This window comes from Streptomyces sp. NPDC016459 (assembly GCF_040632845.1).
Lineage (GTDB): Bacteria > Actinomycetota > Actinomycetes > Streptomycetales > Streptomycetaceae > Streptomyces.
Genome location: NZ_JBEYCR010000004.1, coordinates 424,779 through 446,791, shown reverse-complemented (window position 1 = coordinate 446,791; position 22,013 = coordinate 424,779). Strand labels below are relative to the sequence as shown.

The following is a 22,013-nucleotide window of genomic DNA, read 5'->3' as shown; positions in this document are numbered from 1 at the left end:
GTTTCAGCGGCGCCGGCGCAGCGCCCTGCCGACGACGACGGCGGAGGCGAGCGCGAGGGCCGCGGCGGGGGCGATCCACCGCAGGGTGGCACCGGCGCTCGACGCGTCGGGCGCGGGCACGGGGGCGTACCGCCCGCGCGGCGGGGCGTGGTCGACCTCCTCGGCGCTGCGCCCGATCATCGTCCGGCGGGCGTGGGCGGCCTCGGCGGCGGGCTGCGGGGCGGGGAAGGCGAGGGGGGTGTCGCCGAAGTCCTGGCCGAGGAGGGGGTCGAGGGAGGGCGGCGGAACGGGCGCGTCGAGGCCGGAATCCCGACGGGGCTCCTCGACCCCGTCGTCGACCCCGTCGTCGTCGGTATCGGGCTCGGGGGTGGTCTCCGCCTCGGGAGCGGGGGCAGAGGCGGGCTCGACGACGGGGGCGGTCTCGGGCTCAGCCGTGGAGACGGGCGCGGCCTCGGAGGCGGGCTCGGCCTCGCCCCCGGAGGAAGCCTCGGCCTCGGATACGGCCTCGGAGACGCCCTCGGAGGCACGCTCAGCCTCGGAAGCCGCTTCCGTCTCGGCCTCGGAGGCGGGCTCCGGTTCGCCCTCCCGTTCCTCCGCCATCGTCGTCAGCGCCTCCGCGAACCGGTCCAACAGGCGGGTGCCCGTCGTGGTGCGGGCCTCGTCCGGGGCCTCGGCCAGCCGGCCGTCCGCCGTCACGGCACCGGTGAAGCTCAGGGTGGTCCCCTCCGCCACCGGGGTGAGGACGACGGTGAGCGTCAGCTCCACCGTGCCCTTGCCCCGGGCCTCGGTGCCCTGGCCCCCGTAGGTGACGGCGTCGTCCTTCTCGACGATCGTCAGGGCGCCCCGGTAGGTGATGGTGTGGCCGCCGACCCGCACCTTGAGCCGCCCCGTGAGGGGGCCCGCCTCCGCGTCGGCGTCCCGCTGGAGGCCGGGTACGCAGCGCGCCACCCGGCCCGGGTCCGTGAGCGTCGCGCGCAGAACCTCGGCCGGGACCGGGACGAACACCTCATGCTCCATGGAAGCCGAGCCTACTCAGGCCGGGGCGCGGCGTCGCCTCTTCGGTGCCGGGCCAGACATCGGGGGCCCCACGCCCGCGGGACCCGTCAGCCCCCGTACCGCGGATGCACCAGCGTCGACGGCGGCAGTCCGCCGCTCCGGCGGCGCTCCGCGTGGCGGGCGGCCGTGTCCAGAAGGTCATCGTCGAGGGACCGCAGCCGGGGCGCGTCGGGGGCGAGGCCGAGGGCGGGCGGGCGGCTGCCCGGGACGGCCAGGAGGAAGCCCCAGTCGACGGGCCCCCGTCCCGTACCCCTGGCGCGGTCGGCGCGGTCCGGGCCGGCGGTGAAGACGGGGGCGCGGCCGCTCGCGCTGTACGGGCGGGTCGCGAAGCCGGCCGCGTGCAGGGTGGCGTCCACGGTCCAGTAGGTGCGGGGCCGGTCGGTGACGGACCCGGCGTGCACGGCGAGGCGTCCGGAGCGGGTGAGGACCTGGGACACGAGGCCGTAGAACTCCTGCGCGTACAGCTTGGTGCTGCGGGTGATCCCGGGGTCGGGCAGGTCGGAGATCACCACGTCGTACCGGTCCCGCACGGCCGTGGCGGCGTCCCGGAGCCAGTGGAAGGCGTCCGCGTGGACCACCCGGACGCGGGGGTCACGGAACGCCCGCGCGTTCAGCCGGGCGAGCGCCGGGTCCGTACGGGCGAGGCGGACGACCCCCGGGTCGAGTTCGACGACGGTGACGGAGCGGACCCCGGGGTAGCGCAGCACCTCGCGGGCGGCCATGCCGTCCCCGCCCCCGACGATGAGCACGCGCGTGTGCCCGCCGTTCATCGAGGGATGGACGAGCGCCTCGTGGTAGCGGTACTCGTCCCGACCGGAGACCCGGAGGCGTCCGTCGAGAAAGAGGTCGGGCGGGCCCCCGACGCCTCCCGTGACGACCACTTCCTGGAGTTCGGTGTGGACGGCGATCCGCACGTGATCGCCGTAGACCGCGCGGCGCGCCGCCTGTTCGAAGTCGTCGACGAGCACGGTCGCCGTGGCGAGGACGGCGAGGACCGACACGTTCACGGCCACGAGGAGGGTTCTGGAGCGGGGGGTGAGCTCGTGGTGGAACACCCACAGGACGAGGCCGCCGCCCGCCACCGCGTTGACCGCGCCGGTGACGAGGGCGCCGGTGAGCTGGCCGAGCCAGGGCAGCAGCAGGAAGGGGAAGGCGAGGCCGCCGACGAGCGCGCCGACGTAGTCGGCGGCGAAGAGGTCGGCGACCGTCCCGGCGGCGTCGTCCTGCTCCCCGGGCGGATCCTGCCGCCCGGAGCGTCCCGACCGTTCGGCCCGCACGGAACGGACGGAGGAGGCGGGAGAACGGACGGAGGAGGCGGCAGAGCGAACGGGGGAGCGGGCGGGCGAGCGGACGGAGGGACGGACGGGGGAACGGGCTGAGGGACGGACGGAGGACCGGCCGGCGCCCCCGGTCGCCCCGGCGGACCGCTGTAGCAGCGACATCAGGAGCGGGATCTCCGCGCCGATGAGCACCCCGATGGCGAGCGAGAACGCCACCACCACGTACCGCGGTTCGCCGAACCAGGCGAAGGCCGCGTACAGGACCATCGCCGAGCAGCCGCCGACGAGCGCGAGTCCCGCCTCGACCAGGCCGAAGCCGACGGCGGCCCGGCAGCGCAGCCGCTTGGCGAGGAGCGAGCCCACGCCCATCGCGAACACCATCACGGAGAGCACGACGGAGGCCTGGGTGACCGACTCGCCCGTCAAGGAGGAGGCGAGCGCGACCAGTTCGAGTTCGTAGACCAGACCGCAGGCGGCGCAGACGAAGGCGACCGCGAGGACCGGGAACCGTACCGCCCCGGGCGTCCCGCGCGGCGGTTCGGACCGCCGCACGGGCGCCCGCCGCACCCTCTTGGGTGGCATGGTCACGGTCGGCTCGATCATGCCCGTAACGCTACGTCACGACTCTCGCACCCTTTGTCACCCACACGAGTGCACCTGGGGCGTCGAGAGGGCGCATCAGAGCGTTGCGGGCATACGTGCGCCGATACGGGTCCTGGTCACCACCAACTGTCCCTCCTGCGGGTAGGCGTGCCAGGTGCGCCAGCGCACCTGACCCTCGTGACGCTGTGCCAGCATCGCCGTGAAGGCGTGCGGGGAGCCCGGGAAGGTGCCCGCGAGCCCGTTGGGATGGTCCGCGACGAGGGCGAGCAACTCCTGTGCGCGGCCCGCGAAGGAGCCGTGCGACAGCGTCTCGACGCGTGCGGCGAATTCGTACTCCCATCCACCGACGCGCCTGGAGACGCCGAGCGGGAGCGGGGTACTGCTGCCCGGCATGCAGGCGACGGTCTCCGAGCAGCTGCGGCCCTCCTCTTCCAGGAGGACTTGATGGGAGGCGCCGAGCAGTCTCAACTGGAGCTCGGCGCCGCCGAGTCGCAAGTCGAGCGTGGCCAGGGCGGGGAGCGGCTCGCGCCCGAGGGCCCAGGCCAGGTCGGCCGCGCGTGTGTCGGTGTAGGAGGTCTTCAGGGTGGTGAGCATGGGTCGGCTCCGCAAACACGGTTTGACGGGTGGGCCGGGGGCGCCCCGGAGAGGGTTCAGCGGGAGTGGGGATTCGCCGGCTCGGGTCCACACACGGTCCGAGGGCTGTCTCTGTCAGGAGCGAGAGAACCACGGACCCCGAGCGACTCGCAGCGGTTTTACCCAACTTGCTGTGTTTTCCAACCCCTTCGGGGAGCCCACAGTTCACTTGTTCAATCGAACTCGACCGACCGGTTCACACGGACCGCCCCCGTCCTGTGCTTTCAGTTCCCGCCGCCGCAGCCACCACCCCCGCAGCTCGACCCCCCGGAACCGCAGGAGCTGCTGCCCCCGCAGCCACCGCCCCCGCCGCCGTCGGCCCAGGTGCTGTGCCCCGACCGGCCGCCGCGCGGCCGGACGGCGCCTCGCGTGCTGTGGACGGCGGCCGCCACGCCGATGACGACCGCGATCACGAAGAGAGCGATGCCGGTCACGATGAAGAATTCCATCTGTACTACCCCCGTTCTTGTGTGCGGGGGAGATGCCCGATCCACCGGCGCGCCAAAGCGCACTTGAGCAAGTCCAGAGCTTGGCTTCAGGATGGCCGTCATGACACGACCGCCGCTCAACCGCCGCCTCGCCGAGTTCGGGACGACGATCTTCGCCGAGATGTCCGCGCTCGCCGCCAGGACCGGGGCGATCAACCTCGGTCAGGGCTTCCCCGACACCGACGGTCCCGAGGAGATCCGGGAGGCCGCGGTCCGCGCGCTGCGGGACGGTCGCGGCAACCAGTACCCGCCCGGCCCCGGCGTCCCCGAGCTGCGCTCGGCGATCGCCGACCACCAGCGGGAGCGGTACGGCCTGCCGTACGACCCGGACACGGAGGTGCTCGTGACCGCGGGCGCCACCGAGGCGATCGCGGCGGCGCTGCTCGCCCTGGTCGAGCCGGGTGACGAGGTGATCGCCCTGGAGCCGTACTACGACTCGTACGCCGCCTGCGTCGCGATGGCCGGCGGGACCAGGGTCCCCGTCACCCTCCGCCCGCACGAGGGGTCCTACGTCCTCGACCTGGACGAGCTGCGGGCCGCCGTCACCGACCGGACCCGGCTGATCCTCCTCAACACCCCGCACAACCCGACCGGCACCGTCCTCAGCCGGGCCGAACTGACCGCCGTCGCGGAGCTGGCGATCGAACGGGACCTGCTCGTCGTCACCGACGAGGTGTACGAGCACCTGGTCTTCGACGGGGCCGAGCACCTCCCGATCGCGAGCCTCCCGGGCATGCGGGAGCGCACGGTCACCATCGGCTCCGCGGGCAAGACCTTCTCGTTCACCGGATGGAAGGTCGGCTGGGTCACCGCGAGCCCCGAACTGACCTCCGCCGTCCGCTCGGCCAAGCAGTTCCTCACGTACGTCTCCTCGGGCCCGTTCCAGTACGCGATCGCCGAGGCCCTGCGGCTCCCGGCCGCCTACTTCGACACGCTCCGCGCCGACCTCCAGGCCAAGCGGGACCTGCTGAGCGAGGGCCTCGCGCAGGCGGGCTTCGAGGTCTACCGGCCGGCCGGCACCTACTTCGTCACCACCGACATCCGCCCGCTCGGCACCGACGACGGCTTCGCCTTCTGCCGCTCGCTGCCGGAGCGCGCCGGGGTCGTCGCCATCCCCAACGCCGTCTTCTACGACCACCGCGAGGCCGGCGCCCCCTTCGTCCGCTTCGCCTTCTGCAAGAAGACCGAGGTCCTGGAGGAGGCCGTCTCCCGGCTCAAGCGGCTGGGCTGAGCGACCGCGGCCGCGCGGCCCCGGACGTACGGGAGCCCGGCCCCCCTCTGGTGAGGGGGGCCGGGCTCCCGTGGGCGGTTCGGGGGAGGCTCAGGCCTCCTCGTCGCCGGCCTTCTCCTGGGGGGTCTCCAGACCGAACTGCTCGACGATCCACTTGTCGAACTCGATGGAGGCACGGACCCAGCTGACCGTGGAGGACACGAAGTGCTCCAGGGCGACGCCGGTGCCGATCAGCATCTGCGCCTCACCGATGAGGCGGAGGGTGGCGGAGCCGTCCTCCTCCTCGTGCAGGTGCGTGTAGACCTTCGGCCACAGGGTGCGGCGGTTCCAGTCGTCGATCGCGTCGAGGATCCGCGCGCGGTCGTCGGCCGAGTGCGGGCGGTCGTAGAACGTCCGCACCGAGAAGACCTGCTGCTCGTCCTCACCGCGGAACATGAAGTACGTGCGGAATTCCTCCCACGGCGCCGCGAGGTCACCCTCGTCGTCGACGACGTACTTCAGCTCCATCTGCTCGAGGAGCTGCTTGACGAGGTCCTGGTCGGGGACGACGGGGCCCGCCGGTCCTGCGGCCTGAGGCTGGGGCTGGCCCCCGAAATTCGGAATCGAGGACGGGTCGATGCTCACCGTGTATTTCCCTTCGTACGGATGCTCGCCATCCTCCCCCATCCCGGGCGGGTTGTGGCAACCCCGGGCCGGTCGGATGGCCGAGCATGACCGTCAGCGTCCCGCCGGTCCCACGGTCAGGCCGTCCCCGACACGGTCCACGCGGACCGTGTCGCCGTCCCGGACCTCGCCCGCGAGGATCTCCTTGGCGAGCCGGTCGCCGATCGCCGTCTGGATCAGACGGCGCAGCGGACGGGCGCCGTACGCGGGGTCGTTGCCCTCCTCGGCGAGCCACTCCAGGGCCTCATGGGTGACGTCCAGGGTGAGCCGGCGCTCGGCGAGCCGCTGCGCGAGGCGGTCGATCTGGAGCCGCGCGATCCGGCCGAGCTCGGCCCGGTCGAGGGCGGAGAAGATCACGAGGTCGTCGAGCCGGTTGAGGAACTCCGGCTTGAAGCTCGCCCGGACCACGTCCATGACCTGCTGCTTCTTGACCTCCTCCGAGGTCAGCGGGTCCACCAGGTACTGGCTGCCGAGGTTCGACGTGAGGACCAGGATGGTGTTGCGGAAGTCCACCGTCCGGCCCTGGCCGTCGGTGAGGCGCCCGTCGTCCAGGACCTGGAGCAGGACGTCGAAGACCTCCGGGTGCGCCTTCTCCACCTCGTCGAGCAGGACCACGCTGTACGGGCGGCGGCGGACCGCCTCCGTGAGCTGGCCGCCCTCCTCGTACCCCACGTAGCCGGGGGGCGCGCCGACCAGGCGGGCGACGCTGTGCTTCTCGCCGTACTCCGACATGTCGATGCGGATCATCGCCCGCTCGTCGTCGAAGAGGAAGTCGGCGAGCGCCTTCGCCAGCTCGGTCTTGCCGACGCCCGTCGGGCCGAGGAAGAGGAAGGAACCGGTGGGCCGGTCGGGGTCGGCGATGCCCGCGCGGGTCCGGCGCACGGCGTCGGAGACCGCCTGCACGGCCTCGGACTGGCCGATCAGCCGCCTGCCGAGCTCGTCCTCCATGCGGAGCAGCTTCTGCGTCTCGCCCTCCAGGAGCCGTCCGGCGGGGATGCCGGTCCAGGCGCCGACGACGTCCGCGATGTCGTCCGGGCCGACCTCCTCCTTGACCATGGTGTCTTTCGAGGACTCCTGCTGGGCCTCGGCCTCGCTCGCCTCCTCCAGCTCCCGCTCCAGGGCCGGGATCTCCCCGTACAGCAGCTTGGACGCGGTGTCGAAGTCGCCGTCTCGCTGGGCGCGCTCGGCGCGGCCGCGCGTCTCGTCGAGGCGCTCCTTCAGCTCACCGACCCGGTTGAGGGACTGCTTCTCCTTCTCCCACCGGGCGGTGAGGCCGCGCAGCTCCTCCTCGCGGTCCGCGAGGTCGCGGCGCAGCTTCTCCAGGCGCTGCTTGCTCGCCACGTCCGTCTCGTTCTTCAGGGCCAGCTCCTCCATGCGGAGCCGGTCGACCGAGCGCTGGAGCTCGTCGATCTCGACGGGCGAGGAGTCGATCTCCATGCGGAGCCGGGAGGCGGCCTCGTCGACGAGGTCGATGGCCTTGTCGGGGAGGAAGCGGGAGGTGATGTACCGGTCGGAGAGGGTGGCCGCGGCCACCAGGGCGGAGTCGTTGATCTGCACCTTGTGGTGGGCCTCGTACCGGCCCTTGAGGCCGCGGAGGATCGCGATGGTGTCCTCGACCGTCGGCTCGGCGACCAGGACCTGCTGGAAGCGGCGCTCCAGGGCGGGGTCCTTCTCGATCCGCTCGCGGTACTCGTCGAGGGTGGTCGCGCCGACCATGCGCAGCTCGCCGCGGGCCAGCATGGGCTTGAGCATGTTGCCCGCGTCCATGGCGGAGTCGCCGCCGGCGCCCGCGCCGACGACCGTGTGCAGCTCGTCGATGAAGGTGATGATCTGGCCGTCGCTCGCCTTGATCTCGGAAAGGACGGTCTTCAGGCGCTCCTCGAACTCGCCGCGGTACTTGGCCCCGGCGACCATCGCGCCGAGGTCGAGCGAGACCAGCCGCTTGTTCTTCAGCGACTCGGGCACGTCGCCCTTCACGATCCGCTGGGCGAGGCCCTCGACGACGGCGGTCTTGCCGACGCCGGGCTCACCGATGAGGACCGGGTTGTTCTTGGTGCGGCGGGACAGCACCTGCACGACACGCCGGATCTCGTGGTCGCGGCCGATGACCGGGTCCAGCTTGCCCTCGCGTGCGGCGGCCGTGAAGTCCGTACCGAACTTCTCCAGCGCCTTGTACTGCCCCTCCGGGTCGGCTGTGGTCACCCGGCGTCCCCCCCTGCTCTTCTCGAACGCGTCGAGCAGCTTCTTCGCGCTCGCGCCCTGCCGGTCGAGGATCTCACCGGCGGGGCCGCCCTTGGCCGCGATCGCGATGAGGAGGTGCTCGGTGGACAGGTAGTCGTCGCCGAGTTCCTTGGCCCGCCGGTCGGCGTCGGCGATCACCGCGAGGAAGTCCCGGTTGGGCTGCGGGGGCGCGACCGTGGACCCCGTGACGCTCGGCAGGGCGGCGGTCAGCCGCTCCGCGCCGGCGCGGACGACCGCCTGGTCGGCCTCGACGGCGGCGAGCAGGTCGGTGATGTTCTCGTTGTCCTGACCCGTGAGCAGCGCGAGCAGCAGGTGGGCGGGGGTCAGGTCCGCGTGCCCCTCGGACACGGCGCGGCTGCTGGCCGCGTTGATCGCGTCCCGGCTCCGGTTGGTCAGTTCGGCGTCCACGTGCGGTGCTCCTCCTCGAACGTCGTGGGTCCTCTCCCTTTATGACCTCTCCAGAGTACACAAAGTTGAGTCGGCACCGCTCAAGGTGTCACCCGGGGCTCCGCCCCGGGTAGTTTCCGGGGCATGGCGACCGACCCGAGGAACCCCACCGACTCGTACCTCAGCTTCTGGCGCGAGTACCACATGTGCACCCTGACCACCCCGCGCCCGGACGGCACCCCGCACGTCGTGGCGGTGGGCGTCACGTACGACCCGGAGAACGGGTACGCGCGGGTCATCACCAACAAGCACAGCCGGAAGGTCGCCAACGTCCTGGCGGCGGGCGCGGAGGGCGCGCGGGTCGCGGTCTGCCAGGTCGACAGGGGGCGCTGGGCCACCCTGGAGGGCGTCGCCCGCATCCGCACGGAGACGGAGGTCGTCGCGGACGCCGTGAACCGCTACGCGGAACGCTACGGACGGACGCCGGCCCCGAACCCGGACCGGGTCGTCATCGAGATCGCCCTCACGCGCGCGATGGGCCGCGCCTGATCCCGTACGGGAAGCCCCCCGCCGTCCGGCGAGTCCCCCGTCCGGGAGAAGTCCGGGGACAGCACAGCGGCGCCATCGCGTTTCAGGTCCGCGATGGCGCCGCTGTGTGGGGGAAGTGCCTGAGCGATCTACAACGACGGGGGAATCGCTCAGGCACTGCGGGGGGTGGCGGTGATGGTCTCGGGCTCGATCAGCCGGTGGTCCCGCTGGTCGAGGTTGACGAAGATCATGCCGTACCGGATGGCACAGCGGATGGGCTGCGGGGCGCCGCGGGGGCGGCGGAGGCAGCGGTAGGCGCGGACGTCCTCGTCCTGCTCCCGTGCCACCACGATCGGCTCCCCGAAGAGGGTGACCTTCAGCGAGTCGCCACGGTGGGGGATGGCCGTGGCGAGGTCGACGAAGTGCCATCCGGATCGGTAGGCCGAAGCCATCTCCCGGCGGAACCTGGGGTCGTCCGGCGGCACGGTCACGCGCCCGCGCCCTTGGGAGCGATCTCCCAGGACGGCTCGTAGGGGGCCGCGAGCACGACGCCTTCGGCGGAGCTCTCCCACGAGGGCTCGTCCGGGCCCGCCGGAACGGAGCGCGCCGGAGCGATCTCCCACGAGGGCTCGTCCCCCGCCACGGAGTGCGCCGGTGCGACCTCCCACGAGGGCTCGCCTACGGCGAGTGCGCCGAGAGCAGCCGCCGCAACGGCTATGGCGCTAAGTGCACGAACCATCCTGGTCATGGCCGATCTCCACCTCTTTTGATCACTACCTCCCCCCCGCGAGTAAGACGATGGCTCACGCACGCCCCCTTTCACCAGCCAAGCCGGGCATCATGTTCCTGTAATTCATGACCCTGAGGGGGGTGCAAATGAGGCGAGAGTGCGACGAGTCCGGTCATAAGCACAGTCACGGTGACCTATGCGACGTGGGCAAGGAGCTCTATGCGAACGCTCTCCGCACCGGGCGCATAGCCCGCGCGGACGCCGAAGCCGCCCCCTGCCTGAGGGCGCTCTCCCTCCTGCACCCGGACCCGGACGACAGCCAGTGGCTGCGTCCCGTACCGCCGGCGATCGCCCTCAGCCAGCTCGTGCACCCCATCGAGCAGGAGATACAGACCCGCCGTCAGCACGCCATCGCGCTCGCCGACGCTTTCGAGCCGTTCATGGCCCTCCACACGCAGGATCCTTCCGGCGTCCAGTCCATCACCGTCCTCGAAGGCCTCAGCGTCATCAACGCCGCCCTCGACCGCGCCATCAACGAGTGCACCGAGGAACTCCTCACCATCCAGCCCGGCAGCGGCCGCCGCCCCGAGACCCTCGAAGCGGCCCTGCGCCGCATGGAGCCCCTCCTCGACCGCGGTGTCCGGATGCGCACCCTCTACCAGCACACCGCCCGGCACCACCCCGCCACCCTCGCCTACGTCGAACGGGTCGCCCCCTACGGGCTGGAACTGCGCACCCTGGAAGAGATCGTCGACCGGCTGATCATCGTCGACCGCAAGGTCGCCTTCGTGCCCGCCCGCAGCGACCGCCAGGTCGCCCTCGAACTGCGCCACGAAGGCCTCGTCCAGTACCTCGTCGGCGTCTTCGACCAGTTCTGGCTGCACGGCGTGCCCTGGGAGGAGGAGATCCCCTACAGCCCCTCCGTCGACGGCATAGGGGGCGTCCAGCGCTCCATCGCCAAGCTCCTCGTCGAGGGCCATGTCGACGAGGCCATCGCCCGCCGCCTCGGCATGAACGTGCGCACCTGCCGCGCCCACATCGCCAAACTCGCCGCCACCCTCGGCAGCGGCAGCCGGGCCCAGCTCGGCTACCTCATCGCCCGGTCGGGCATCCTCGAAGGGGACGACCGGCCGGCGCGCCACCTGACCGGCATCGAACGGAACGCCTGACCACCGTGTACGTACAGATCGACCTCGACGCCCCCGCCGGGACCCTGCGGGTCTCCGGATACGGGCTGCCCACCGTGGAGCTCGTACGGGCCGCCGGGACCCGCCCCGACGCCCACACCCCCATCGGGACCCGCAGGGCCGCCCTCCTCGCGCTCACCGTGGACGGGGAGCCCGCCACCGTCCGGCCGGCCCGCGGACGGCTCCTGCGGCGCTCCTACCGGGTCGACGTACGGACCGGGGGCACGCGCTACCGGCTGATCCCCTGCGGGTACACCGAAAGCCGCCTCACCCGCGGCCGGCGACGGATCGGCACCCTCCTCAGCACGGGCGACGGCCGGGTCGTCGACACCTGGGAGCCCGGCGCGACCCCCCGCGACATCGCCCTCGGCACCGCCCTCGCCGCGGCCTTCGGGACGGGCGCCGCACCCTGGTTCGAGACCGTCGGCGACATCGTCTCCGAACTGATCCCCTGACCCCGTGACACGACGAGGCCCCCTCCGCCGGAACGGAAGGGGCCTCACCCACGGGGACACGCGCCTACTCGCCGCGCTTGGGGCGCCACACCACCAGGGCGCTCGCCTGCTGCACGTCCTGGTACGGCACCAGATCGCGCCGGTACGAGGCGTGCACCTGCGCCTCGCGCTGCCGCATCGCCGCCGCCGCGCCGTCGACCGCGGCCGACAGCTCGGCGATCCGGTTCTGCAACGCCGCGACCTGGTTCTCCAGCTCGATGATCCGCTTGATCCCGGCCAGGTTGATGCCCTCGTCCTGCGACAGCTGCTGCACCTGACGGAGCAGCTCGATGTCACGGGCCGAGTAGCGCCGCCCCCGGCCGGCCGTACGGTCCGGGGAGACCAGACCGAGACGGTCGTACTGCCGCAGGGTCTGCGGGTGCAGACCCGAGAGCTGGGCCGCCACCGAGATGACGTACACCGGCGACTCGTCGGTCAGTTGATACGGATTGCGTCGGCGCCCGTCCACGGGTCACGCTCCCTTCGCGGCCTGGAACAGCTCCGCCCGCGGATCCTCGGAGGCGGTCGCCTCGCGGTAGGTCTCCAGGGCGTCACGTGCCTTGTCGTCCAGTTCCTTCGGCACCGCGACCTCGACCGTCACGAGGAGGTCTCCGCGGGTGCCGTCCTTGCGGACCGCGCCCTTCCCCCGGGCGCGCATGGTCCGCCCGTTCGGGGTGCCGGCGGGCAGCTTCAGGGTGACCGGGGGGCCGCCGAGGGTCGGCACCTTGATCTCGCCGCCGAGCGCCGCCTCCGTGAAGGAGACCGGCACGGTGACGGTGAGGTTGTCGTCCTTGCGGCCGAAGACCGGGTGGGCGTCGACGTGGACGACGACGTACAGATCGCCGTTCTGCCCGCCGCGCTCGCCCGGCGCTCCCTTGCCGCGCAGTCGGATCTTCTGGTTGTCGCTCACGCCCGCGGGGATGCGGACCTGCATGGTGCGGGAGGACTTGGCCCGGCCGCTGCCCTTGCAGACCTCGCAGGGGTTCTCCGCGATCAGACCGCGGCCCTTGCAGTCCACGCACGGGTCGGTGAGCGAGAAGCCGCCGCCGCTGCCGCGCGAGACCTGCCCGGTGCCGACGCAGGTCGGGCACACCCGGGGGGTGCCGTTCTTGTCGCCGGTGCCCGAACACACCGTGCACGGCTGCTGGCTCGACATCCGCAGCGGTACGGTCGCGCCCTCGATGGCCTCGGTGAAGCTGAGCGTCACCTCGGACTCGATGTCCTGGCCGCGCCGCGGCTGGGTACGGGCCCCCGCACCCCCGCCGCGGTTGAACAGGCCGCCGAAGACGTCCCCGATCCCGCCGCCGCCGAAGCCGCCCGCTCCGGCGGGGCCTCCCTGGGCGCCGCCGAAGAGGTCGCCCAGGTCGAAGTTGAACGAGCCACCGCCCGGACCGCCGGCCCGGAGGCCGCCGTTCCCGAAGAGGGCGCGGGCCTCGTCGTACTCCTTGCGCTTCTTCGGGTCGCCGAGGACGTCGTTCGCCTCGGAGATCTCCTTGAAGCGTGACTCCGCCTTGCTGTCGCCCTTGTTGGCGTCCGGGTGGTTCTCGCGGGCGAGCTTCCGGTACGCCTTCTTGATCTCGGCGTCCGTGGCGTCCTTGGGGACGCCGAGGACCTTGTAGTAGTCCTTCTCGACGAAGTCCTTCGTGCTCATCGACGTCCCTCCTTCCGGACTGCTCCGGTGTGCGTCACTGGTCCGGTGACCGCCGGCGATCCGGCGGTCACCCCTGCTCCGACCGGCGCGTCACCCCTCGTCGGGGGCACCGCTCTCCTCGTCGGCCGACGTGCCGTCCTCCTTGGCCGGAGCCGCGCCCGGCTGGGGCTCGGCGACGGCCACGCGGGCGGGCCTGATGGTCCGCTCGCCGATCCGGTACCCGGGCTGCAGGATCGCCACGCAGGTCGTCTCGGTGACGTCCGGCGCGTACGAGTGCATCAGGGCCTCGTGGATCGTCGGGTCGAAGGGCTCGCCCTCCTTGCCGAACTGCTGCAGACCCATCTTGGCGACGACGGTCTCCAGCGATTCGGCCACCGACTTGAACCCGCCCACGAGTTCGCCGTGCTCACGGGCCCGGCCGACGTCGTCGAGCACCGGGAGCAGGTCGGACAGGAGGCCCGCGACGGCGATCTCCTTGACCGTGACCCGGTCCCGCTCCACGCGGCGGCGGTAGTTCTGGTACTCGGCCTGGAGCCGCTGGAGGTCCGCGGTGCGCTCGTCGAGCGCGGAACGGACCTGGTCCAGCTGGGCCGTGAGGCCCGCGACACCGGCACCGGCCGACTTCTGGCTGCTTTCGTCCCCGGCCGGGGCCGTCAGGTCCTCCTCCACGGAGGACTCGACGGTCTCGGCGGCGTCGTCAGGGGTGGCGCCGGAGGGGACGTCGGGCTTCTCCTCGAAGCCCGGGGTCTCCTCGGTCACGCCTGGCCACCCTTCTTGGGCTCGTCGTCGATGATCTCGGCGTCGACGACGTCGTCGTCGGCCTGGCCCTGCTGGCCGGCACCGGCGTCGCCGCCCGCGGCCTGCGCGCCCTGGGCGTCGGCGTACAGCGCCTGGCCGAGCTTCTGGGAGACGGCCGCGACCTTCTCGGTGGCGGTACGGATCTCCGCGGTGTCCTCGCCCTTGAGCTTCTCCTTCAGCTCGGCGAGCGCCGCCTCGACCTCGGTCTTGACGTCACCGGGGACCTTGTCCTCGTTGTCCTTGAGGAACTTCTCCGTCTGGTAGACGAGCTGCTCGCCCTGGTTGCGGGACTCGGCGGCCTCGCGGCGACGGTGGTCCTCGTCCGCGTACTGCTCGGCCTCCTGGCGCATCCGGTCGACCTCGTCCTTCGGCAGCGAGGAGCCGCCGGTGACGGTCATCTTCTGCTCCTTGCCCGTGCCCAGGTCCTTCGCGGTCACGTGCATGATGCCGTTGGCGTCGATGTCGAAGGCGACCTCGATCTGCGGGACGCCACGCGGGGCCGGCGGCAGACCGGTCAGCTCGAACATGCCGAGCTTCTTGTTGTACGCCGCGATCTCGCGCTCGCCCTGGTAGACCTGGATCTGCACGGACGGCTGGTTGTCCTCGGCCGTCGTGAAGATCTCGGACCGCTTGGTCGGGATCGTGGTGTTGCGCTCGATGAGCTTGGTCATGATGCCGCCCTTGGTCTCGATGCCGAGGGACAGCGGGGTCACGTCGAGGAGCAGGACGTCCTTGACCTCACCCTTGAGGACACCGGCCTGGAGCGCGGCGCCGATGGCGACGACCTCGTCCGGGTTGACGCCCTTGTTGGCGTCCTGACCGCCGGTCAGCTCCTTGACGAGCTCGGCGACGGCCGGCATACGGGTCGAGCCACCGACGAGGACGACGTGGTCGATCTCGGAGAGCTGGATGCCCGCGTCCTTGATGACGTTGTGGAACGGCACCTTGCAGCGGTCGAGCAGGTCCGAGGTCAGCTGCTGGAACTGGGCGCGCGTGAGCTTCTCGTCCAGGTGCAGCGGGCCCTCGGCGGACGCCGTGATGTAGGGCAGGTTGATCGAGGTCTCGGTCGAGGACGACAGCTCGATCTTCGCCTTCTCCGCGGCCTCGCGGAGACGCTGGAGAGCCATCTTGTCCTTGGCCAGGTCCACGCCGTGACCGTTCTGGAACTGCGTCACCAGGTAGTCGACGACACGCTGGTCCCAGTCGTCACCACCGAGGTGGTTGTCACCGTTGGTGGCCTTCACCTCGACGACGCCGTCACCGATCTCCAGGAGCGACACGTCGAAGGTGCCGCCACCGAGGTCGAAGACGAGGATCGTCTGGTCGTCCTTGTCCAGGCCGTACGCCAGGGCGGCGGCGGTCGGCTCGTTGACGATGCGCAGGACGTTGAGGCCCGCGATCTCACCGGCCTCCTTGGTCGCCTGACGCTCGGAGTCGTTGAAGTACGCCGGGACGGTGATGACCGCGTCGACGACCTTCTCGCCCAGGTAGGCCTCGGCGTCGCGCTTCAGCTTCTGCAGGATGAAGGCGCTCATCTGCTGCGGGTTGAAGTTCTTGCCGTCGATCTCGATCTTCCAGTCGGTGCCCATGTGGCGCTTGACCGACCGGATGGTCCTGTCGACGTTGGTGACGGCCTGACGCTTGGCCACCTCGCCGACGAGCACCTCGCCGTTCTTCGCGAAGGCGACGACGGACGGCGTGGTCCTGGCGCCCTCGGCGTTGGTGATGACGGTGGGCTCGCCGCCTTCCAGAACGCTGACGACGGAGTTAGTCGTGCCCAGGTCGATGCCGACCGCACGTGCCATTTCGGTTCCTCCAGCTGACGTACTTGAGTGGATCTGACTCAAGGATGCATGACGACCCCGTTCGCGTCAACAGACCTGAGTGGAGTGGACTCAACTCTTCGCTTGCTGACGCGCTCATGCCCAGCTGCCGCGCGCGTCGATCCGGGACCGGGCGGGGTGCGACATGAGAGAGTCCGTGTGCTCCTTGCCGGGCAAAGCAGGCATATTCCACGAATATCCCATGATTCTCGGATACCCGAGATCTCGGATACCCACGGCTCCCCGGTTACGCACGGTTTTCGGTTATGCACGGTTTTCGGTTTACGCACGGTTCTCGGTCGACGCTCGAAAGGGTGTGGGGAAATGACGGCCAAGCGGACGTTCGACCTCATGGGCGGGCTCGCCCTCCTCGTACTGCTGTCCCCGCTGCTCGCCGCCGTCGCCGTCTCCGTCGCCGCCGGCTCGGCGTCCCCCGGCCACGGGGTCCTGCGCCGCCGCACGGTGGCCGGCCTCGGGGGGACCCCCTTCACGATGCTGACCTTCCGCACCCGGAGTCCGCTGGCCGCGCTGCCGCTGCTGCTGCACGTCGTCGGGGGCCGGATGTCCCTGGTCGGTCCGTGCCCGTTGGCCCCCTCCCACCGCGAGTGCACGGGCGAGGGACGCCGTCGGCTCTCCGTACGCCCCGGCGTCACCGGCCCGTGGCAGATCAGCGGGCGCTCGGACCTGCCGTGGGAGGAACGGGAGCTGCTCGACCTCCACTATGTGGACCACCACTGGCTGGGAATGGATCTGGAGATCCTTGCGCGTACGCTTCCAGCAGTACACAGGCGTCGCGCGGCAAGGTTTGCCTGAGCGACACATATCACCGCGAGCGCCGCTACAGCGCGGGGCCGCGACCGGGTAATCTCAGCAGGAACTCAATAAGTTACCGCTTAGTAGGCCCGCCCGAGGAGCCCTTCATGCAACTCGCAGCGATCATCGTGTCGATCGCCATCACGGTGGTGGCCGTCGCGCTGTTCGGCCGCGCCACCGTGCAGATCTACCGCTTCGTGCGGCTCGGTCAGCCGGTGCCCGCCGGCACGCGTACCGGTGACCCCACACAGCGCACCATCACGCTGGTCAAGGAGTTCCTCGGCCACACACGGATGAACCGCTGGGGCATCGTCGGCTTCGCGCACTGGTTCGTCGCGGTGGGCTTCTTCTCCCTGCTCCTGACGATCGTCAACGCCTTCGGCCAGCTCTTCCAGGCCGACTGGCTGATCCCGATCATCGGCGACTGGCTGCCGTACGAGATCTTCACCGAGTTCCTCGGCCTGATGACGGTCCTCGGCATCGTGACCCTGATCGTGATCCGGCAGCTCAACAGGCCGACCAAGGCGGGCCGCAAGTCCCGCTTCACCGGCTCCAAGACCGGACAGGCCTACTTCGTCGAGGCCGTCATCCTCATCGTCGGCGCCTGCATCATGACGCTGCGCGCCCTCGAAGGCGTCCAGCACCACGTGACGAGCTGGGAGCCCGGCTTCTTCGCCTCGTACCCGCTGATCGCGCTGCTCGACGGTCTGAGCCTCAGCACCATCCAGCACCTCACCTACTTCGTCGCCGCACTCAAGATCGTCACGTCCTTCACCTGGATGATCACGGTCTCGCTCAACACGAACATGGGCGTCGCCTGGCACCGCTTCCTCGGCTTCCCGAACATCTGGTTCAAGCGCGAGGCCGACGGCTCCACCGCCCTCGGCGCGCTCCAGCCGATGAGCACCGGCGGCAAGGAGATCGACTGGGAGGACCCGGCCGAGGACGCCGTCTTCGGCGTCTCCCAGGTCGAGCAGTTCTCCTGGAAGGGCATCCTCGACTTCTCCACCTGCACCGAGTGCGGCCGCTGCCAGTCGCAGTGCCCCGCCTGGAACACCGGCAAGCCGCTTTCCCCCAAGCTCCTCATCATGTCGCTGCGCGACCACGCGCACGCCAAGGCGCCGTACCTGCTCGCGGGCGGCGGCAAGGACATGGAGGGCAACGAGAAGGCGACGGCCGAGCAGCTCAAGGACGTCCCCGCCTCCGCCATCGCCGAGGCCGAGCGCCCCCTCATCGGCACCGCCGAGGAGAACGGCGTCATCGACCCCGACGTGCTGTGGTCCTGCACCACCTGCGGCGCCTGCGTCGAGCAGTGCCCGGTCGACATCGAGCACATCGACCACATCGTCGACATGCGCCGCTACCAGGTGATGATCGAGTCCGCGTTCCCGTCCGAGGCGGGCACGATGCTCAAGAACCTGGAGAAGAAGGGCAACCCCTGGGGCCTGGCGAAGAAGCAGCGCGTCGAGTGGACCAAGGAGGTCGACTTCGAGGTCCCGATCATCGGGAAGGACGCGGAGGACCTCTCGGAGTTCGACTACCTGTACTGGGTCGGCTGCGCCGGCGCCCTGGAGGACCGGGCCAAGAAGACCACGAAGGCCTTCGCTGAACTGCTCCACATGGCGGGCGTCAAGTTCGCGATCATGGGCGGCGACGAGAAGTGCACCGGTGACTCTCCCCGCCGCCTGGGCAACGAGCCGCTGTTCCAGCAGCTCGCCCAGGAGAACGTCGCCATGCTGAACATGGCGTTCGGCGAGGACGACGAGGACCCGGAGACGAAGAAGCCGAAGTCGGCCAAGCGGATCGTCTCGACCTGCCCGCACTGCTTCAACACCATCGCCAACGAGTACCCGCAGCTCGGCGGCGAGTACGAGGTCATCCACCACACCCAGCTGCTCCAGCACCTCATCGACGAGGGCAAGCTGGTCCCGGTGACCCCGGTCGACGGTCTGATCACCTACCACGACCCCTGCTACCTGGGCCGTCACAACAAGGTCTACACGCCGCCGCGCGAGATCATGTCCGCCGTCCCCGGCCTGCGCCAGCAGGAGATGCACCGCCACAAGGAGCGCGGCTTCTGCTGCGGCGCCGGTGGTGCCCGGATGTGGATGGAGGAGCGGATCGGCAAGCGCATCAACAACGAGCGCGTCGACGAGGCCCTGTCCCTGAACCCGGACATCGTCTCCACCGCCTGCCCGTTCTGCCTCGTCATGCTGACCGACTCGGTCAACGGCAAGAAGAACGACGGCAAGGCCAAGGAGTCCGTCCAGGTCGTGGACGTGGCCCAGCTGCTCCTCGAGTCGGTGAAGACCCCGGCGGACCCGGAGCCGGAGCCGGCCACCGAGGAGCCGGAGCCGGCGGTCTGAGCCCGAGCCTGACGGTGGAGGGGCCGCCCCGCGTGATCGCGGGGCGGCCCTTTCCGTGCGGGCCACCCCTTAGGGGATGTCACAGCTCAGTGGCAAGGAGCCGCCCGAGGAGCGCTCGCACGGCGGAAGCGGGTACGTTCGACGACGTGGCTGGATTCAGGAACGGACGCGGCCGGGACAACCGCCCCCCGCAACAACAACCGCAGCAGGCGCCGCACGGGTACAACGCGGCCCCGCCGCCGTACCCGCAGCAGCAGTGGCAGCAGGGCCAGGGCCCCGCGCCGTACGGACAGCAGGGGCAGCAGCAGGCGTACGGACAGCAGGGCCGGCAGGGCCAGCAGCCTCCGTACGGCCGGCAGGGGCAGCAGGGCCGGCAGCAGCCGTACGAGGAGCCGGAGTACTTCGGGGAGCCGTACGGCCAGCCGCAGCACCCCCACGCGGCCACGGCGAACAACCCGGGCCACACCCAGATGTTCAGCGTCGACGACCCGTACGGCCACGGCGCGGGCCACCACGCCCCGCCGCCCGTCCCCGTCGGCCCCCGGCTCCCCTGGAAGGGCCTCCTGAGCGGCATCGTGCTGCGCCCGGCGGACACGTTCCTGCGGATGCGGGACCACGCCGTCTGGGGCCCGGCCCTGGTCGTGACCTTCCTCTACGGGCTGCTCGCGATCTTCGGTTTCGACAAGGCGCGCGAAGAGGCGATCAACGCGACCCTGTCGACGGCGATCCCGTACGTCCTGATGACCGCCCTCGGCTTCGTCGTCGGTGGACTCATCCTGGGCGCGGTCACGCACACCCTGGCGCGGCAGCTGGGCGGTGACGGGGCCTGGCAGCCGACCGTGGGCCTCTCCATGCTGATCATGTCGATCACGGACGCGCCCCGACTGGTCTTCGCGCTGTTCCTGGGCGGCGAGAACGGCCTCGTCCAGGTGGTCGGCTGGCTGACCTGGCTGGCGGCCGGAGCGCTCTTCACTCTGATGGTGAGCCGCTCGCACGACCTGCCGTGGCCGAAGGCGCTGGGCGCGTCGGCGATCCAGCTGGTGGCGCTGCTGAGCCTGATCAAGCTGGGCACGCTGTAAGCGTCCTCGCACGGCGTATGAGAAGGCCCCCACCGCACGAGGTGGGGGCCTTCTCCGTACCGCGCACGGGTCAGGCGTCGAGGACCTGGCCCTCGCGCCTGACGACGGGCGGCTCGACGGACCAGGGGAAGTTGATCCACTCGTCGGTCTTCTTCCACACGTACTCGCACTTCACCAGGGAGTGCGACTTCTCGTAGATGACGGCCGAGCGGACCTCGGCGACGTGGTCGACGCAGAAGTCGTGGACGAGCTTGAGGGTCTTGCCGGTGTCGGCGACGTCGTCGGCGATCAGCACCTTCTTGTCGCTGAAGTCGATCGCGTTGGGAACGGGCGCGAGCATGACCGGCATCTCGAGCGTGGTCCCGACCCCGGTGTAGAACTCGACGTTCACCAGGTGGATGTTCTTGCAGTCCAGGGCGTAGGCCAGGCCGCCGGCGACGAAGACACCGCCGCGGGCGATGGACAGGACGACGTCGGGCTCGTAACCGTCGTCGGCGATGGTCTGCGCCAGCTCGCGCACCGCGCGCCCGAAACCCTCGTACGTCAGGTTCTCGCGTACTTCACTCATGCCTGCGACCGCCTCACACCTGGGTCCGATGGAAGTTCATGAACGAACGGGAGGCCGTCGGCCCCCGCTGGCCCTGGTACCGGGAGCCGTACCGCTCGCTGCCGTACGGGAACTCGGCGGGCGAGCTGAGCCGGAACAGGCAGAGCTGCCCGATCTTCATGCCCGGCCAGAGCTTGATCGGCAGGGTGGCGAGGTTCGACAGCTCCAGGGTGACGTGCCCGGAGAACCCGGGGTCGATGAAGCCGGCGGTCGAGTGGGTGACGAGCCCGAGCCGCCCGAGGGAACTCTTCCCCTCGAGACGCGACGCGATGTCGTCCGGGAGGGTGATGACCTCGTAGGTCGAGGCGAGCACGAACTCGCCGGGGTGGAGGATGAACGCCTCGTCACCCTCGGGCTCGACCTCACGCGTCAGGTCGAACTGCTCGACGGCGGGGTCGATGTGGGGGTAGCGGTGGTTCTCGAACACCCGGAAGAAGCGGTCAAGCCTCACGTCGATGCTCGAGGGCTGCACCATGGATTCGTCGAACGGGTCGATGCGCACGCGTCCGGCATCGATCTCGGCCCGGATGTCCTTGTCTGAGAGAAGCACGCCCCCACGATACGCAGAGGGCGCGGACCTGCCCCAATCGGCAGGCGTCCGCGCCCCGGCACCCGGTCAGCGGCGCTCGAGCTCCACCGGCACCGCATGCCGCAGCCGCGCACACCGCGGACACCGAATGAGCCGCCCGGGCCCGATCCGCCCGGCCCCGAGCTGCTGCAACGGGAACGAGGCGGTACTGAACACATGCCCTTCGGCACAACGGACGACGGTGCGCTCCATCGAACCCATCAAGTCCCTTCCCCTACACACGTGCTGGACGAGCAGCCACATTAGGGGATGAACAGGACACCCTCCAGGCGGCACTCCGCACCCGAAAACGGAGCAGCTTCGCCTCAAGTGGCGCATGGGGTACAGTGTGCAACGATGCGGCACGGATCACCCGGCCGCTGTGCGGATGTAGTTTAATGGTAGAACATGAGCTTCCCAAGCTTATAGCGCGGGTTCGATTCCCGTCATCCGCTCTTGAACGAAGCCCCAGGTCAGCGACCTGGGGCTTCGTCGTTGTCCGTAGCGCCAGCTTCGACGTCCTCGGCGCGAACCTCGCTGACGGGGTGAGGGCGAAGCACACCCACGCGCCCTCGACCAGAATGCGCTCGGTGTCACCGTGGACCGCCGGGCTGTGAACGACCACCTCACTCCCGTCCCCACGCGCCGTACCGGGCCCCGGTCGGCACGGGCCGGTCCGTTGGCCCAGGGCTCGGGCCTTGGCCGCATAGCTTGCCGACGCTAAGGTGAGGCGCCGTACTCGGCGGATCGCTTCCCTGAGGGAAAATCGCTCCCCTGAGGGAGGTGG

Annotated in this window: 21 protein-coding genes and 1 tRNA gene; 8 read left to right on the top strand and 14 right to left on the bottom strand. The window is 70.6% G+C overall.

Annotation, left to right across the window (positions count from 1 at the left end; genetic code table 11):
* Positions 1–3: 3 nt before the first annotated feature.
* The 4 genes from ABZ567_RS14470 to ABZ567_RS14455 form a co-directional block, all read right to left on the bottom strand.
* A complete protein-coding gene (locus ABZ567_RS14470) occupies positions 4–1,017 on the bottom strand; it encodes an SRPBCC domain-containing protein (protein ID WP_360788658.1) in 1,014 nt (337 codons plus the stop codon).
* Between the two features lie 86 nt (positions 1,018–1,103).
* The gene (locus ABZ567_RS14465) at positions 1,104–2,939 is read right to left on the bottom strand and encodes a spermidine synthase (protein WP_360788655.1); all 1,836 of its coding nucleotides are present in this window, start codon (positions 2,937–2,939) and stop codon (positions 1,104–1,106) included.
* Positions 2,940–3,014: 75 nt separating this feature from the next.
* The gene (locus ABZ567_RS14460) at positions 3,015–3,533 is read right to left on the bottom strand and encodes a DUF2617 family protein (RefSeq protein ID WP_360788652.1); all 519 of its coding nucleotides are present in this window, start codon (positions 3,531–3,533) and stop codon (positions 3,015–3,017) included.
* A gap of 263 nt (positions 3,534–3,796) precedes the next feature.
* The gene (locus ABZ567_RS14455) at positions 3,797–4,021 is read right to left on the bottom strand and encodes a hypothetical protein (protein WP_360788649.1); all 225 of its coding nucleotides are present in this window, start codon (positions 4,019–4,021) and stop codon (positions 3,797–3,799) included.
* Positions 4,022–4,112: 91 nt separating this feature from the next.
* On the opposite strand from ABZ567_RS14455, the gene ABZ567_RS14450 reads away from it, so the two are divergent.
* The gene (locus tag ABZ567_RS14450) at positions 4,113–5,291 is read left to right on the top strand and encodes a pyridoxal phosphate-dependent aminotransferase (RefSeq protein ID WP_360788646.1); all 1,179 of its coding nucleotides are present in this window, start codon (positions 4,113–4,115) and stop codon (positions 5,289–5,291) included.
* Positions 5,292–5,381: 90 nt separating this feature from the next.
* Here the strand turns inward: ABZ567_RS14450 and ABZ567_RS14445 are convergent, their stop codons facing one another.
* Together ABZ567_RS14445 and clpB are read right to left on the bottom strand one after the other, a co-directional pair.
* On the bottom strand, positions 5,382–5,915 hold the full coding sequence (locus ABZ567_RS14445; protein ID WP_360788643.1) for a YbjN domain-containing protein: 534 nt from the start codon (positions 5,913–5,915) through the stop codon (positions 5,382–5,384).
* A gap of 93 nt (positions 5,916–6,008) precedes the next feature.
* Positions 6,009–8,603 carry an ATP-dependent chaperone ClpB gene (clpB, locus tag ABZ567_RS14440; RefSeq protein WP_360788640.1) on the bottom strand — a complete coding sequence of 865 codons (2,595 nt, stop codon included), beginning with the start codon at positions 8,601–8,603 and terminating at the stop codon, positions 6,009–6,011.
* Between the two features lie 123 nt (positions 8,604–8,726).
* Between clpB and ABZ567_RS14435 the strand changes: the two genes are divergently transcribed.
* Positions 8,727–9,131, top strand: coding sequence for a TIGR03618 family F420-dependent PPOX class oxidoreductase (locus ABZ567_RS14435; protein WP_360788638.1), 405 nt, complete (start codon positions 8,727–8,729; stop codon positions 9,129–9,131).
* A 149-nt stretch (positions 9,132–9,280) separates the two neighbouring features.
* Here the strand turns inward: ABZ567_RS14435 and ABZ567_RS14430 are convergent, their stop codons facing one another.
* Both ABZ567_RS14430 and ABZ567_RS14425 read right to left on the bottom strand, forming a co-directional pair.
* Positions 9,281–9,601 carry a (2Fe-2S)-binding protein gene (locus tag ABZ567_RS14430; RefSeq protein ID WP_360788635.1) on the bottom strand — a complete coding sequence of 107 codons (321 nt, stop codon included), beginning with the start codon at positions 9,599–9,601 and terminating at the stop codon, positions 9,281–9,283.
* Positions 9,598–9,858, bottom strand: a complete 261-nt coding sequence (locus tag ABZ567_RS14425) for a hypothetical protein (protein WP_360788632.1) — start codon at positions 9,856–9,858, stop codon at positions 9,598–9,600. Before ABZ567_RS14425 ends, ABZ567_RS14430 begins: the two co-directional genes overlap by 4 nt.
* A gap of 107 nt (positions 9,859–9,965) precedes the next feature.
* On the opposite strand from ABZ567_RS14425, the gene ABZ567_RS14420 reads away from it, so the two are divergent.
* The gene (locus tag ABZ567_RS14420; RefSeq protein ID WP_360788629.1) at positions 9,966–11,009 is read left to right on the top strand and encodes a helix-turn-helix transcriptional regulator; all 1,044 of its coding nucleotides are present in this window, start codon (positions 9,966–9,968) and stop codon (positions 11,007–11,009) included.
* Between the two features lie 5 nt (positions 11,010–11,014).
* Entirely contained in the window at positions 11,015–11,482 is a 468-nt protein-coding gene (locus ABZ567_RS14415) for a hypothetical protein (protein ID WP_360788626.1), read from the top strand.
* A 64-nt stretch (positions 11,483–11,546) separates the two neighbouring features.
* On the opposite strand, the gene ABZ567_RS14410 is transcribed toward ABZ567_RS14415, so the two are convergent.
* The 4 genes from ABZ567_RS14410 to dnaK form a co-directional block, all read right to left on the bottom strand.
* Complete coding sequence (locus tag ABZ567_RS14410; RefSeq protein ID WP_360788623.1) at positions 11,547–11,990, bottom strand: helix-turn-helix domain-containing protein; 444 nt, start codon at positions 11,988–11,990, stop codon at positions 11,547–11,549.
* Positions 11,991–11,993: 3 nt separating this feature from the next.
* Positions 11,994–13,172, bottom strand: a complete 1,179-nt coding sequence (gene dnaJ, locus ABZ567_RS14405) for a molecular chaperone DnaJ (RefSeq protein WP_360788621.1) — start codon at positions 13,170–13,172, stop codon at positions 11,994–11,996.
* A 90-nt stretch (positions 13,173–13,262) separates the two neighbouring features.
* The gene (grpE, locus tag ABZ567_RS14400) at positions 13,263–13,931 is read right to left on the bottom strand and encodes a nucleotide exchange factor GrpE (RefSeq protein ID WP_360788618.1); all 669 of its coding nucleotides are present in this window, start codon (positions 13,929–13,931) and stop codon (positions 13,263–13,265) included.
* A complete protein-coding gene (dnaK, locus tag ABZ567_RS14395) occupies positions 13,928–15,775 on the bottom strand; it encodes a molecular chaperone DnaK (RefSeq protein ID WP_360788615.1) in 1,848 nt (615 codons plus the stop codon). Before dnaK ends, grpE begins: the two co-directional genes overlap by 4 nt.
* A 342-nt stretch (positions 15,776–16,117) precedes the next feature.
* Between dnaK and ABZ567_RS14390 the strand changes: the two genes are divergently transcribed.
* The 3 genes from ABZ567_RS14390 (at position 16,118) to ABZ567_RS14380 (ending at position 20,051) form a co-directional block, all read left to right on the top strand.
* Positions 16,118–16,606: a sugar transferase gene (locus ABZ567_RS14390; protein ID WP_360788613.1), complete on the top strand. Its 489-nt coding sequence runs from the start codon at positions 16,118–16,120 to the stop codon at positions 16,604–16,606.
* 107 nt (positions 16,607–16,713) lie between these two features.
* Positions 16,714–18,972 (top strand): (Fe-S)-binding protein, encoded by a 2,259-nt coding sequence (locus ABZ567_RS14385; RefSeq protein WP_360788610.1) that lies wholly within the window; start codon positions 16,714–16,716, stop codon positions 18,970–18,972.
* A 146-nt stretch (positions 18,973–19,118) separates the two neighbouring features.
* Positions 19,119–20,051, top strand: a complete 933-nt coding sequence (locus ABZ567_RS14380) for a Yip1 family protein (RefSeq protein WP_360788608.1) — start codon at positions 19,119–19,121, stop codon at positions 20,049–20,051.
* 70 nt (positions 20,052–20,121) lie between these two features.
* Here ABZ567_RS14380 and ABZ567_RS14375 read toward each other — a convergent pair whose 3' ends face one another.
* Entirely contained in the window at positions 20,122–20,619 is a 498-nt protein-coding gene (locus ABZ567_RS14375; RefSeq protein ID WP_360788606.1) for a phosphoribosyltransferase, read from the bottom strand.
* Positions 20,620–20,632: 13 nt separating this feature from the next.
* Positions 20,633–21,208: a dCTP deaminase gene (dcd, locus tag ABZ567_RS14370; protein WP_360788604.1), complete on the bottom strand. Its 576-nt coding sequence runs from the start codon at positions 21,206–21,208 to the stop codon at positions 20,633–20,635.
* A 402-nt stretch (positions 21,209–21,610) separates the two neighbouring features.
* Between dcd and ABZ567_RS14365 the strand changes: the two genes are divergently transcribed.
* Positions 21,611–21,681 (top strand) — tRNA-Gly (locus tag ABZ567_RS14365).
* Positions 21,682–22,013: the final 332 nt, after the last annotated feature.